Origin of the sequence: Pseudomonas sp. AM8 (genome assembly GCF_036346475.1) — a bacterium.
In the GTDB taxonomy this organism is placed as follows: domain Bacteria; phylum Pseudomonadota; class Gammaproteobacteria; order Pseudomonadales; family Pseudomonadaceae; genus Aquipseudomonas; species Aquipseudomonas marginalis.
Window position 1 is genome coordinate 147,666 of the sequence record NZ_JAOTNX010000014.1, and the last position, 13,038, is coordinate 160,703.

Annotated in this window: 18 protein-coding genes and 1 pseudogene; 3 read left to right on the forward strand and 16 right to left on the reverse strand. The window is 55.1% G+C overall.

The genetic code is table 11. The annotated features are described in order from the left end of the window. Positions 1 to 7 precede the first annotated feature (7 nt). From V3W40_RS28600 to V3W40_RS28615, 4 genes are read right to left on the reverse strand one after another with little or no spacing between them, the layout of a single operon-like run. A complete protein-coding gene (locus V3W40_RS28600; RefSeq protein ID WP_033899014.1) occupies positions 8 to 511 on the reverse strand; it encodes an integrating conjugative element protein in 504 nt (167 codons plus the stop codon). Beyond that, complete coding sequence (locus V3W40_RS28605; RefSeq protein ID WP_033899010.1) at positions 508 to 1,065, reverse strand: lytic transglycosylase; 558 nt, start codon at positions 1,063 to 1,065, stop codon at positions 508 to 510. Before V3W40_RS28605 ends, V3W40_RS28600 begins: the two co-directional genes overlap by 4 nt. Next, positions 1,050 to 1,838 carry a TIGR03759 family integrating conjugative element protein gene (locus tag V3W40_RS28610; RefSeq protein ID WP_330216126.1) on the reverse strand — a complete coding sequence of 263 codons (789 nt, stop codon included), beginning with the start codon at positions 1,836 to 1,838 and terminating at the stop codon, positions 1,050 to 1,052. Before V3W40_RS28610 ends, V3W40_RS28605 begins: the two co-directional genes overlap by 16 nt. Positions 1,839 to 1,848: 10 nt before the next feature. Then, complete coding sequence (locus V3W40_RS28615; RefSeq protein ID WP_033899006.1) at positions 1,849 to 2,559, reverse strand: hypothetical protein; 711 nt, start codon at positions 2,557 to 2,559, stop codon at positions 1,849 to 1,851. A 177-nt stretch (positions 2,560 to 2,736) separates the two neighbouring features. Between V3W40_RS28615 and V3W40_RS28620 the strand changes: the two genes are divergently transcribed. From V3W40_RS28620 to V3W40_RS28630, 3 genes and pseudogenes are all read left to right on the forward strand, one after another. Next, complete coding sequence (locus V3W40_RS28620; protein WP_027606813.1) at positions 2,737 to 3,099, forward strand: hypothetical protein; 363 nt, start codon at positions 2,737 to 2,739, stop codon at positions 3,097 to 3,099. 26 nt (positions 3,100 to 3,125) lie between these two features. After that, a complete protein-coding gene (locus tag V3W40_RS28625) occupies positions 3,126 to 3,677 on the forward strand; it encodes an N-acetyltransferase (RefSeq protein WP_033899001.1) in 552 nt (183 codons plus the stop codon). A gap of 28 nt (positions 3,678 to 3,705) precedes the next feature. Beyond that, positions 3,706 to 3,992: pseudogene (locus V3W40_RS28630) on the forward strand (site-specific integrase); the annotation flags it as partial. 52 nt (positions 3,993 to 4,044) lie between these two features. On the opposite strand, the gene V3W40_RS28635 reads toward V3W40_RS28630, so the two are convergent. From V3W40_RS28635 to V3W40_RS28690, 12 genes are all read right to left on the reverse strand, one after another. Continuing rightward, positions 4,045 to 5,136 carry a hypothetical protein gene (locus V3W40_RS28635; RefSeq protein ID WP_033898998.1) on the reverse strand — a complete coding sequence of 364 codons (1,092 nt, stop codon included), beginning with the start codon at positions 5,134 to 5,136 and terminating at the stop codon, positions 4,045 to 4,047. A 275-nt stretch (positions 5,137 to 5,411) separates the two neighbouring features. Next, positions 5,412 to 6,110: a hypothetical protein gene (locus tag V3W40_RS28640; protein ID WP_330216127.1), complete on the reverse strand. Its 699-nt coding sequence runs from the start codon at positions 6,108 to 6,110 to the stop codon at positions 5,412 to 5,414. Positions 6,111 to 6,151: 41 nt separating this feature from the next. Next, positions 6,152 to 6,898, reverse strand: coding sequence for a hypothetical protein (locus tag V3W40_RS28645; protein ID WP_033901315.1), 747 nt, complete (start codon positions 6,896 to 6,898; stop codon positions 6,152 to 6,154). A 102-nt stretch (positions 6,899 to 7,000) separates the two neighbouring features. Beyond that, positions 7,001 to 7,240, reverse strand: coding sequence for a hypothetical protein (locus V3W40_RS28650; protein ID WP_156717507.1), 240 nt, complete (start codon positions 7,238 to 7,240; stop codon positions 7,001 to 7,003). A 322-nt stretch (positions 7,241 to 7,562) separates the two neighbouring features. Then, positions 7,563 to 8,573, reverse strand: a complete 1,011-nt coding sequence (locus V3W40_RS28655; protein ID WP_330216128.1) for a hypothetical protein — start codon at positions 8,571 to 8,573, stop codon at positions 7,563 to 7,565. A gap of 9 nt (positions 8,574 to 8,582) precedes the next feature. Further along, entirely contained in the window at positions 8,583 to 8,909 is a 327-nt protein-coding gene (locus V3W40_RS28660; protein WP_033901318.1) for a hypothetical protein, read from the reverse strand. 58 nt (positions 8,910 to 8,967) lie between these two features. Then, the gene (locus V3W40_RS28665) at positions 8,968 to 9,207 is read right to left on the reverse strand and encodes a hypothetical protein (RefSeq protein WP_033901319.1); all 240 of its coding nucleotides are present in this window, start codon (positions 9,205 to 9,207) and stop codon (positions 8,968 to 8,970) included. A 298-nt stretch (positions 9,208 to 9,505) separates the two neighbouring features. Beyond that, positions 9,506 to 10,168 carry a tyrosine-type recombinase/integrase gene (locus V3W40_RS28670; protein ID WP_033901321.1) on the reverse strand — a complete coding sequence of 221 codons (663 nt, stop codon included), beginning with the start codon at positions 10,166 to 10,168 and terminating at the stop codon, positions 9,506 to 9,508. A gap of 104 nt (positions 10,169 to 10,272) precedes the next feature. After that, the gene (locus V3W40_RS28675; protein WP_027606802.1) at positions 10,273 to 10,470 is read right to left on the reverse strand and encodes a hypothetical protein; all 198 of its coding nucleotides are present in this window, start codon (positions 10,468 to 10,470) and stop codon (positions 10,273 to 10,275) included. A gap of 53 nt (positions 10,471 to 10,523) precedes the next feature. Next, the gene (locus V3W40_RS28680; protein WP_330216129.1) at positions 10,524 to 11,165 is read right to left on the reverse strand and encodes an SOS response-associated peptidase; all 642 of its coding nucleotides are present in this window, start codon (positions 11,163 to 11,165) and stop codon (positions 10,524 to 10,526) included. 27 nt (positions 11,166 to 11,192) lie between these two features. Further along, on the reverse strand, positions 11,193 to 12,482 hold the full coding sequence (gene umuC, locus V3W40_RS28685; protein WP_330216130.1) for a translesion error-prone DNA polymerase V subunit UmuC: 1,290 nt from the start codon (positions 12,480 to 12,482) through the stop codon (positions 11,193 to 11,195). Further along, on the reverse strand, positions 12,479 to 12,913 hold the full coding sequence (locus V3W40_RS28690) for a LexA family protein (protein WP_033901324.1): 435 nt from the start codon (positions 12,911 to 12,913) through the stop codon (positions 12,479 to 12,481). The genes umuC and V3W40_RS28690 overlap by 4 nt, the downstream gene beginning before the upstream one ends. Between the last annotated feature and the right edge of the window lie 125 nt (positions 12,914 to 13,038).

Consider the following 13,038-nt stretch of genomic DNA (forward strand, 5'->3'; position numbering starts at 1 on the left):
CTGTCTCCTACTGCTGAATGGCTGTTGCAGTAATGAGCAGTGGGTAGTGTTTGATTCCAAGGCGCTGCGCCAGGTCATTTGACGGCGCTGGGACCATCTGCAGGTCGCCTGCCCATCGTTGTACCTCTGCAAATCGTTCGGCACTGGCCACGTTCACTACCAGGCCTACCGCTTGCAACTGCTGCAGTTGCTCACGGCGTTGAGTCAGCCAGGCTCTGGACATTTCATCGTCACCCACCAGGAAAAGAGGTTGTAGGCCTGGCGCGTTTATAACCCGGCCCTGCTCTTGGCCGGGGACAAGCTGGTCTGAGTGCACGGGAAAAGACCCATGGCCACGTACCCCCATAGTTTCGATTGGTGCGGATTGCGCGGTAGGTTCAGGCGCTAAGTCTTGGTAGTAGGGCAGGGCTGAAACGCCGCCCCGGTCTTCAACTACAATCAACGAGCTTGCGTTCACCATAATTGGGGTGGCCAAGCACAGCAAAAGCACGAAACTCAACAGTCCATTCATGGGTTGTTCGCCATTAGGTTGATGCCGGTGACCCGGCTAAGATGTTTGGCAAATGCGCGGCGGTAGCGGGCAGCGGGTTCGCCGCCGGCCGGGCGGTGGTATCGGCCAGCGGCCGTGATCCAATCTCCGCCTTTGGCTTTTTGCTCGGCCAGGATCTGAGCCGTAACCGAAAGGTTTTTGTAAGGATCCAGTCCTTCGCAGGGGTAGCTGTAACGATGGCCATTGGCACCGATATTGGTTTGCCCTAGACCGACGTCGACCCGATTGGGGCCAGCGGTCTGAATCGCAAGCATCAGTGCCCTGCATGCATCGCTACGGGTCGCAAAGCGGTAGCCGGCACCGGCGACATTTAATGTCCATGGCCAGGGCACGATCTGGCCACGCAGTCGCGTACCGCTCTCCTGCAGTGCGACCGAATAGAGCACCTCGGATGGAACGCCGGCAGGCAACGCAATCAATTGATAGGCCGGTGGTGGGACCTCGGCACTGTTAGCCATTGCCGCGCCAATTAGAAGAAAGCCAGCCAGCGCTGCGCGTACTACTGACGCTGCCATTGCCCATTCACCTCGCGCACCAAAGCTGGTAGCTCGCCGCCGAGTCCAAGGCCGAGCCAGCGGCCGGCGTCGTGATTCAGTGTGATTTGGCGGTTGCGCACGTTGGTTGGCTCGATGCCAGCCAGGATGGCCCAACGGCGAATGGTCTCGTCGTCACCTTGGCTACCCACGAAGTACAGATCAAAGGGTTGTTTCTGAGTCTGAAGGTCTTTCACTCGAGCGATACAGGCGGTGCAACTGTCTTGAACAAAAACAGCTAATCGCCCTGTGCCTTTCAGAGCAGTGGCGGTGCCAGAGCCCGCCGCAGATGTTGGGCCAGACGATATTTGGATGACTTTTTCATTGGGATAGAGGCGAGCAAAGGCCTGGTCATAAGCTCTTTGGTAGGCAAGCTCTTTATCGATACGCTGTCGCTCGGCCTGCACCTGCAGTTCTGCGTAGCGTCTACGCTCTTCAGCCGATTTGGCTTCGATGCCAAGTGCGGTCAACGGATCCAGTCCTGGTGAATAGATGCCGCGTGGTCCCTCCATAACCGTTCGATAACGGGTCCACTCTTGGGGGGTTAACCCCCACTCGCGGGCGAGTTCTGTCTGGCTGGCACCTTGGGAAGGATTCTGGATGCCGAGCTCGTTGATTTGAGTGTTTGTAGTTGACGTAGCGTGTTCCGGAGCAGCATGGCAGCCATAGGCAAAGGCAAGGATAGCCAAGCCTGTAGTGAGCCGCGAGGTGCCCGTGGATCTCTGCTTTTTTGAGATGGCCGTTGGGAAATACATAAAAGAGGTCCTATTGCGCGACGGTTACAGTTTGCGGTGTTCCAGCCACGTCAAAGCGTGCTGACCTGCCGTCCAGTGTGTTGAGGCGCCACTCAGTACCCGCCACGGCGTCACCAGGACGAATTAGATAGATCTGGCTTAACTGTGTGCTGCCTGGCGGTGCTACGGACAAAAAGCGTTCCCCTCCCCGATACTCGATGCCGATAACGGTGAAGGGGGGCGTTTTCGGTGTAACGACGCTGGTACTGGGCTTCTGAGCGGGAGGTGGTTTACGGGTAATGGCTTTCGGTTTGGAGGGAGCCGCAGCAGCCTGCTTGATCTGGGATTGGCTTAGTTCGTGAATACGGCTATCGAGCGTTTCGACGCTGGCCTTGAGCACTACTAGCTCCCCTGCAGACGCGGCATTTAGCGAGAGTTCCTTGGCTGTTTCGGTAGCTTGCTTAGCGTAGGCCTGAGCTGCGTCGATCCGGTTCGACAAGGCCTGCTGACCGGAGCGGAAGTCCTCATTGGACACCAGGTGCTTGCCGTCTACCGTGTCCAGCCGCTCATCTACTTTGCCCAGCCGAGTCAGCAGTGCATCCAGCGACTCTTTGTCTGCAGTCGCAGCTAAGCTATTGCTGAGCTGGGAAAGTTGATGATGCTCATAGCCCAATATGCCCGCCATAATGACTAGGCAGACACTGAGAATTGCAGTGGTTCGAGTAGGGCGTGGTAGGTTCATGGGCATCCTCGCGCGAAAACGAGGCAACCCTCTCAAACGGGCTCATTTGGCGCAGCAGAAAATAGGTTTCCCAATGAATATGTTTTTCAAAGCTTGCTTGCCAGACTGCAAAAACTCTCCTTAAAAAATGTGACGATAAAATAGGTTATCACCCTAATCAGCCCTGGAAGGCTCACCATGACGTTTTACATCTCTCCGTCTTACGATTCGTACTATTCCTGCCCAAATGGTCATAACAACAACAGTGGCGCGACCCATCTTGATAACCAGACGTGGACATGCACTGAATGTGGCCAATTGATCAATATCACCATGACCGACTATTCCGGCGTCATGCATATCGTCCAGCGTCATCCTGCAAACACCATCCGCATTGGAAACTACATCGTGTGGGATAGAGGCAATAAGCTCCTGAACATTGGTGAGGTCTACGGCTCCAATGCCCCCACTGGTAAAAAGCAGGCCACGCACTGGAATTTGGTTGTAGAAGGTTACGGCCTTGGAACGGTTCCGGCTAACCAGTACATCAACCGGATCTGACACCCGCCCCCCGCGAGGATAGGCCCATGCTCCTATTTGACCCGCTACGCGACTTCTTCCAGCGCCGTCAGATCGTACGCCTCGATGCGTTAGCCGGCGGCGTACAGCTGGTGAACCTGCGCAGCGAATCCCCCCGGGGCAGCTTCGTGTTTCCCGGTACCGACTACCAGGACAACATCGAGGTCGGTGGCCACCCGGTTGGCCACGTCGATTACGGCATCAGTCCGCTGGGCGATCGCGTGTACATCAACATGATCGAAATCGAACGGGCGCAGCGGAGGCAGGGCATCGGCCTGGCAGTGCTATGGCAGCTGTGGCGCACACACCAGGTGCCGATTGTGCCGCTGGATCAGTGCACCTCATCCGATGGTTTCTGGTACCGGGCTCGCCGGCGATTCGCAGCGGCCGACGCCGTGCTCGGTGAGGAGCTGCGCGGCGACGAGCGACAAGACCTGGAAAAGCAACGCTGGCAGCACCTGGTGCCGGAATCTGTAAACGACCGCTCCCACCGTAAATACTGGGAATGGGTCGCCAGTGAGCACGCGGCAGGTCGGCCTGCAGGCCCGGGCATACGATGAAAGAACTCACTCCCCCCAGTCCACCGCCGTGCTGTTGCCGATCGGCGAATGCCCTCTAAGCGCCGGTGAATTCCAGCATTTGGCCAGCGTGCCGGCGGCGGTGGAATGGTGCGCCAATATCGACAACCCACGCCCCCGACGCGCTTATCAACACGACCTGGAAGACTTCTGCGGGTTTGTCGGGCTCACCGGCGCCGATGAGTTCTGCAGTCACCCGCGCGCGTGCTGGCCTGGCGCGCTCAACTGGAAACCTGAGGCCTGGCCGGCGCCACGATCCGGTGCAAACTGGCGGCGTTGGCCAGCCTGTTTGATCATCAAAGGCCGCCTGGAGCATCTGCGAGTCTTGGAGCAGCAATCCAAGAAGTCGTTAATGCCCCATTCGCTCGCGCAGGTAGGCGATTATGGTCTGTTCGTCGGTCGACCGTTTCGGTTTGGGCAGGTGTTTCGGCCAGCGACCATATTCCGCGCCGAAAAATCTTTTCTGTTGGCCTTCGTCCCAACGCAAAATCTCCCGGGAGGCTGATTCCCACCATTCATGACGGCACACTTCGAAGTACGGATGGTTAGGTGCGGCGCTTCCGTAAAGTAGATCACGGCAGACTTTTTTCATGCCTTTGCGTGTATTACGCAGTTTCCACTTGATCCGCAGGCGCTGCCAGGGTGACGGCACAGGTTTGCAGCGCGGCACTTCAGTGCAGAGGGCGGGCAGTTCAGGGTGAAACTGTTCACCATGTCGACTGAAAAAGTGCTTTTGCATAGCATGGAAGAAGCGCTTTTCGGCGAAGTAGTGATAAACGTAGTTTTTCGCTTCCTGAATTGGCTTGTTGCGCATCGCGAATGATAGGGCGATTTGCTCGATAGTATGGATATCGAATGATCCTTGAGTCCACTCGTCGATCAGTCGAATCGACTCTTCGAGCAGCGGCGTATCACTGTCATTGAGACCACACAGACCACTGTTGTACAGCTTGAAACTATTGCTGGCCGAGATACCGTATGCTTCTAGCCGCTGACCGAGCTTTACATAGTCTGGACGTTCGCAGACATAGCTCCAGTCGTATTCGAAGCGGTCCATCACATACCGTCCCGGTTCAATCCGTTCGAAAACACGATGAGGGGATTCCAGAAACAGCGTGTCAGTGTCAACGAACAAGGTTTTTTCGGCCAGTTTTAGCCCTTGCGCAATAGCGCAGGCCTTGCGTCGATGGTGGTAGCCGTTTTTACCTTGCCATTGGATCATGGTCTGATCACTCAGAGCGATGGTGTCAACGGGCCAACCGGCGTAATCCTCCGGGCGATCAGTCATTACCCGAATGCATAGCGACTCGCCTTGTTTGATATGGGTGAGTGCAGTGAGCATGCTGAATTTGGCCTCGAGCCGATAAACAGCCTGATTGCCATAGACGAGATAAAGCAACTGGTGCGATGTTTTTTTCAAGAGGGTAGGCGCAACGCGCATAAGTAGCTCCAGGCAGCAGAGGAAGCAGTTGTCCGTATTACCGTGCTTATAGAGGCTCAGCCCGCACGGCGGCAGGCTTGTGGGTGCAGCTATCTATCTCCTACCTATTCAGGCTCTTGACCCGTACCTGGCGGCTGACGCTTTTTAGGCCAGAACGTGATTAGAAAGAAAATGCAAACAAGCACTATACAAAGGATAAAGACCTTTCCGGTTGCAGGCATCTGCTGAACGTTTTTCCATAAACCTATTAGATAATCCATGTGCTTTTTCCTAGATCAATTCATCATCAGCCGAGGGGGAAGCTCTACCAGTGCGTCCATCGCATGGATGAGACATGCTCCGTGGATAAAATGGATAAGCCCAGCGTCTTGTCCAGCTCTGATAACTACACCGGCAAACAAGTGAGGGTCGCCTGATATGAAAACGGGTGATCCGCTCAAACCATCAATATCATCCACATGACCAAAATCAGTACGCATCGTAATTACCGCGTCAGTAAGCTCCCCTACCAACGGTCCACTGAACGCTGCCAAGTCAGCCACAAATCGCTTTGTATCGTAGTGAAATTCTCTTCGACATTGCGGGTATCCGACAGCCAGAAACACTGAACCATCTTTGAAATCTTCGGCCGGAACCACGAAGGAATTCAAATCAAACGCTCTCATCAGGGCTGGGGGGTTGCTGGCCATTATCTGGCTATCGACTCGCAGCACCTTTAGATCACTGCGCTCTTCGGGACCAAAAATGGCTTCATAATCGAACGGCAGCGCCCAATCATACCCAGGGATAAATATGCGAAAATTCTCAATCGTAATCCCCATATTTTCCCAAGTGTGACGGGCACAAATAACGAAAACCTGCCCTCTATACTGGCAGATAAAGGCTGTGCCACTGCCAATGAACTGGTAATAGTCGTCGTCGCAAGCAATTGTTATCGGCCTTATGAAAGCCTTCATAGCTGAATCAAAGTTCATCGCTTACGGCTCCTTCTTTTCCGTTGCCCATCGTGGCGCCCCTACTTCATGCAGTCGCGGCGAGATTCCGGGCTTACCTCGCAAATTTCCTTGCCGTCTTTGCTCAGTTTTAGGAAGTACTCGACCCGTCCCTCTCCTTCGACGATCTTGGTACGTGAGACGACCACGTCGCCAGGACCGCTCCAGTTCGTCCCGAAGTAATGGCCATCGACGTAAACCACTCGACCGTATCCGAAAAACTTTGCCCTCGGCGTCTCGCCCTGTAGAAGGGCCACCATATCGAAAGTAAAGATCGAGGACGAGTTGGCGCCGGTATGCGCCTCTATGTACGCGAGATTGCGCAGCTCGTCGTATCCGCCGATATGGAAGTCCTCGACCTTAAGCTCAGGGTCCATCGCAGTCGATACCAGGACGACCCTTTGGATAGCGTCTCCTTCTGCCTGGATCAGTACAATCGCAGCTTCTGTATCTCCGTCGTCAGGGCGCAGCTTGTTTGCGGCGATCAGCGCGACGTTGCTCAGGGGATGAATGCCGGATGTCATCGTCAAGCCTTGGCCGGCGGCCGCTTGGGACACGTCTTCTCCCAGGTAGCAGAGTCGGTCCCGGTATGTATTCAGGATGTCAGCGCCAGGTCCGTGGAGCGGCATGTTGAGGCCAAGGCGACCCATGCGATCCAAGTGCTCATAGATAGAGGCACAATCCTGCGTCACCTTATCCGTCGAAGCCAAAACTGGTCCAGCTGCTAGGACGGCGGCGGGGAGAAGGCAACAGGCGAGTGCTTTGAGCATGACTTTCCGTTGTTTGTGCAGCTGGTGGTGGACGGGGTGACGTGTCGCCCTGGACGAAAGCAGCCAGCAAGCCCATGGGCGCGGTAGCCGTTCTTTCGTATTTCAGTCTAATAGACCTTGCTGGGTCGCAAGCTCTTTTGCATCGCTGAATACACTCTGCAACACATCCGCCCGCGGCCCATCATCTACTGGCCAGCAGCGGAAGTCATTAACACCACTTCCATGGCGCGCTATCACTTCTGGAACAGGATGCCCATGAGGGTCAAAATACAAGTCGAACCTCCCCTTGGTGCCAAGAAATTTGCAATCACCTGGGTGTTCTGCATGTTTAGGTCGAGACATGTGGATTTTTCCGTCAATTAGTATTTTTCGAGGCTTCGCTTTGCTGAGCTGACGCAATCGCCGTATCTGCTAGCGTCCTCGCTGTCAGCGTAAACTTCATCGCAGATCTGCTTCGCTTGCTGCGTCGAGGATGCTGTATGTGCCGGTGGATTGCAGGCTGAAGTATTCGCAGCAATTATGGCGGCGATAATCAAACCCAAAGCTATCAGCGTATGACGGGGCTCCATGCTTCGCTTTCCTATGCCGATCTGCGTTTGCCGATGCCCTTGCGAGCCTCACAGTCGTACCGAAGGTATTTGGGTATTTCGCAGAGTCACAACGACTACTGCGTTCGTGATCTCGCCTGAGCTCTTCGATGACGTTTACGCTCAGCTTTTTCCAAGCGAGCTATGTCGCTCATAGTCATTGGGACAACCGAAGCGTGGCGCTGCATATCAGCCGTGGTGTGGGAGTGCTTTTCAACAAATGGGCTCACCATTATCCATTCGTTAATGATCGCTATGTGGCCATAGCTTTTAAAGTACTCGTGCCACTGCATGAAGAAATCATTTTTAGTACCTGGGGCCTTGGCCAGATACGCAGTCTCGCAAGCTATTGCGACGTTGAGTAACGAGTCCCCGCGATTAGCCGTAGCTGGTAGTTTTACATCTAGATCCAAGACGTCGCCTGGCATGGCCTGCATGGTGGTCAGCTTGAGCAGGATCTGAAAGAAACGCTCAGAGAATGATGGATGGACTCCTGCCCCGTCATTCGTGTTCGGAAATGTTCTTATGATCCAGAACAGCGCGTAAGTGACATAGCAACGAATATCGATGTCCTGGATGCCTGGGAGCCATTGCTGAACAGCGCGGTATACTGCTGCCGCAGCGCATAGGTCAGCATCATGTTCGAAAGCACGTAGCACATGGTCATGGGATCCAAGTTCGATTTGGACCTGATGATGTGCGCGGAACAAATGAGCGTATTCGTGCGCCAAGACCCATGTGAGGCCTATTTGAGGAAACAAATCTGGCAAGCCATCCAGATAGTCCTCATTCCCTGCTTTGACCTTCGATGATGGTATGGCCGTATCAAAGCAGTGCTTAATCATGCCTTGGCTGACCACAATAAGGCCAAGCGGATTGGCCTGAGCCTTGATTTGATCTGTTGTGAGCACAAAAAATTCTGGGACCGGTACGTCCACAGAAAACCTTACGCGCATTAGTTCCAATGCTGACCGCGCTTGCTCAAATACAGAGGCTATAGTCGCACGCCGCAAAGGATCTGTGACGCTTTCGAGATACTCACTTACAGGTATCGTCCGGGCATCGCTAATCTCCATGAAGTTTTCCATCAGCTTTTCCTATGACAAGTTAGCCGCGATGTATCGCTCTCCGCGTGGGGTGTATTCGCCTTCAGGGGTCACGGTGACTTTCAGCATCCGCACAGGTGCGGGAACATCGCCCTCGACGCTGTTCTCAATGGCTAAAAGAGTTTGAAGTACGCAGCGTTTTTTCATCTTGCACGCAAGGGCTTTGGCTTGGGATGCAATGCTCGCCAAACTCTTTTGCACCTTGCCATCTTCGCCCCTGGCTGGCAGGTAGATACCAATCGCGCCCGACTCTCTCTTGAACAGCTCTTTGAGAGCCACGGATTCCAGCTCGATGAAACGACTGCTCGATTGCTGCATTTGCGTTATTTCCCTAATCCCTGAACTGGTGAGGTTGCCCGGCGAACCGGGCTTCCGATCAATTGTCAGCGGGGCTGACGAATCCCACAGCCACAATAGTGCGCTCTTGATTGCAAGCCACTACGCGGGCCAGTCGCTCGCTGTGGTGTTCCTTGAGGCCGCTCTGAACGTCCACAAAATCAACGTCAAACCCGCAGATGGAACGAGCCTCAAAATCGACATTACCCATTGCAGCAGCGGCGATATATTCCACCGCGACTGACTTTGAAATGTGGTCTGAAACCGAGATATCGCGCATGCTTCTGTCTTCCTCATTGAATCGTTTCAATGAGTGAAATGTACGCCTCTATAGGCGTACACGCAAACACATTTCTACCTTTTTTTAACGTCGAAAACTTCGCAAATTTCCCGGTACGCATCCCGATATCGCGCTACGGCGTCACCTACCGTTGAGCGCGTTGCGCCCGTTTCACGCATTGCATCAGCCTGAGCTATACCGTCAACCAAAACGCGCTTTGCAGCACGGTTTGCGGCACTCTCTGGATTACCGCGCATGAGCTTCACCAGCACGTCGTACTGGCTCCCCTTCATCACCATTAAATAATTCTCCGAACTATGTCACCCAAGCTGGCTGGATCGCCCACACAGAGCTTCTTGACCGCTTCCAAACTCTCGATGCCCAGTATCTCGCTGATATGCCGCAAGTTGATGCCCCGACGCTTGAGCTTGACCGCGAGTGTCCGACGCCCTGACTGCGCGCTGGCCCCCTCGATCCCAGCAAGACCGAACAACCGCGTATAGAGTCGGCTGAGTTGGTTAGCGCTGTAGTACGTTTTACCATCGCGCCGTTGAGCGCTGATCTTCAACCCTTCGCCAGTGCGACCGTATACGAACAACGGCGAGTCAGGATCAAGGCCACGAAAAGCCATTACCCTGGTTGAAACACCGTGACCGCGTACAAGGCTTTTGGCAAGGTGCGCGTCTATGGCATTGGTCAATTTCTTGCTGGTCCAGCACAACGGCCTAGAACGATTGTTGTAGGCGATTTCTGCACGCACCTGGGAGTCGATCAGCACAGTGCCTGATTCGGTGAGGTAGTCGCTCACGCGCAGGCGGCAAATCTCTGTCACGGTCATGCCGGTGCCAAGGCATGTAAGCAGCAACGCCGCATCACGACCGCCGTTCTCGGGGCTGCTTACTTTGGCGACGCTCACAGCGTGTTCTAGCTGCTCATCCTCAATAACAATCGCCTTGGGCATACATCACTCTAAATGCTTATTTGACATCAATCCTGACATATTTCGTCAACAGAAAGGCCGGAGATAGCCCCGGCCTGCTCGGTGTACTTGGTGTTCACGGAAAATTAAACTTTGGCCTGCAGTTCTTTTTCAATCTCGGCCAAGTCCTGAGCAAAGGCTTGATCCAGCAGGCTGGGTTTCTTTTTCCAAGGTCGTGTTTCCGGTTCCGGCTCTGCCGCATAAAGCGTCACAGCATCGGGATTCGTCTGAAGATGCTGCTCAAATTGCTGCTGCAGCTGTTGTCGCAGTTCATCTTTGGTCATTCAACCACTCTCATTTATATCAGGTCGGGTCATGTGGTGGGTTGCACCCAGGACTACATGGCGACGGCCATGCGGTCGGCCGGGTACTGGCTCATAAACTCCATGCTATCCACGGCTGGGGCTTTCAACCAATCGGTGTACAGCCCTTTAGGCAAAATCACCACCATGCGCTTTTCATCCTGAGGCTTATGGTAGTTACGCATAAAGGGGTGGTCGTCCGCATTGATGGTCAACATAGTGTAACTGTGCAGGATCTTCCCGGTACCGGGATCGCGCCATTGCTCCCATAGCCCCGCGATGCCCAATAATTCGCCGTCCGCGCGGGTGATACGCGTTGAAATTGACTTCCCCGATCGCCAATCAGGCTCATAAATAGCTTCTGCAGGGATGATGCAATGTTGGGCCTTACGCCAAGCCGTGCGAAACGATGGTTTTTGACTGGCCGTTTCCGATCGGCAATTGTAGGTGTGCCGAGCGATTTTAGTGTCCTTGCTCCAGGACGGAATCAGTCCAAACGAGCCTGCCAGCCCTTCCAACGGCGCCGGCGAATCCGCCTCGAGGTCGACGTGCTCCACCTGGCGAATGAAGGGGCCGGTGTAGCCTGGGTACAGTTCCAACTTGCCCTGCTCGAAAGGCTCGATGCCGAATGTCTCGGCCACTCGCTGGGGCGCCGGTGCTTCGTAATGGCTGCACATACACAAATTCCTCCGGATCCTGACGCCTCAATTGGCATTTACCGTCCATAACTGGTCGAGCCTGGTCGTGTAACTCGGGCTTTTCAATTCCCGACGCATTGCCCAGGCCGGCGCCGCTGGCACAGCCGCGGCGCGCAGCGTGCCGCGTCCCCATCGGTTGTTGATTTCGTCCAGGACGCTCATCACCTTGTCGGCCGCAGCCGGCTGGGTATGCGCAAATAGATCATCGGTAAATTCACCTGGTTGACGCAGATCCATCAGCAACACCTCAGCCTTGCTGTATCGGAACCCTGGGCGGAAAAGACGTTCCACGGCCTGCGTGGCGGCCTTGGTGATCAAGCGCACGTCGTTGGTAGGGTAAGGCAGCTCCACCAGCACGCCGTTAGCGTAGCGGGCTTCGTCGGGGTTAAACATGCCGGTGCGGATGCCGACGCGGATCTTCTTGCACAGCGAATGCTGGGCCCTGAGCTTTTCCGACGCACGCTGCGCATAGGTGGCCACCGCCTCTTTGATCGGCTCAATCTTCTCCAGGCGCACGCCGAACATTCTGCTGCAGCAGATCTCCTGCTTGGCCGGCGCCGCTTCCTCCAGCGCCAGGCACGACGTGCCGGCCAGCTCACGCACGGTTTTTTCCAGGACAACGCTGAATTTGCGGCCGAGCAAGACAGGATCCGCCTTGGCCAGGTCCATGGCCGTGTGAATGCCCAGGGCCTGCATGTGCGCCGTCATGCGTCGACCTATGCCCCATACCTCCTCAACAGCGGTGTTGCGCAACACCCAGTCGCGTTTGAAAGGGTCGCACAGATCCACAACGCCCCCAGTTTGCGCCTGCAGCCGTTTCGCGGTGTGGTTGGCCAGTTTCGCCAGGGTTTTGGTGTGGGCAATGCCCACACCCACGGGGATCCCGGTGTGTTTTAGGACTTTGGCACGGATCTTTCGGCCGAATTCCGTGAGGTCGCCAGGCATGCCTGTCAGGTCGCAGAAAATCTCATCAATTGAATAGACCTCACTGCCACACACCATGGCTTCGATCAGCGTCATCACGCGTTCTGAAAGCTGACCATACAACGCATAATTGCTGCTGAACGCCACGATCCCGTGCCGCCGCAACGTGTCCTTGATTTGAAAATACGGTGCGCCCATTTTAACGAAGGGCTTGGCGTCGTAGCTGCGCGCAATGACGCAACCATCGTTGTTGCTCAGAACGACGATGGGCGTGCTTGACAGGTCTGGCCGGAAAACACGCTCGCAGCTGGCATAGAAACTGTTGCAGTCCACGAGCGCGAAAACCGGCAAGGTAGGATCGAGGGCGCTCATGATGAATGCTCATGGTCGCGCACGCTGTAGCTGACCACGCCCCATATCACCAACTCGTCCCCTTCCATCACGTGTCTGGGCGGGAATCTTGGGTTTTCGGCCATCAACACTACCTGGCCGTCACGCATGTGAAGGCGCTTGCAAACGGACTCGGTGTTGAGGGCTGCAATTACGATATCGCCATGGCGAGCCGTTTTGCTTCGATCGACGATCACCAGGTCACCGTTGAAAATGCCGGCTCCCTGCATGCTGTCGCCCGAAATCTTCGCCAAGTACACGTGCGGCGCTCGGATCTCAAAAAGCTCATCCAGCGATATTAATTTTTCTAGGTGGTCGGCCGCCGGCGATGGAAAGCCGGCCGAGACCTGGCTGGAATACATCGGTAGAGAATGGCCACCTGTGGAAATGGGACCAAGAAGGGTCGCGCTCATAACCTGGCCTGAATTTAACTGTATGGATAGCCAGTTAACTGTTTGCTTGATGCCACGTCAATTCGATCCGACCGAATGCCGGTTCTGGGTCAGTGACAGTGATGGCATAAAAATGGCCACCCCGA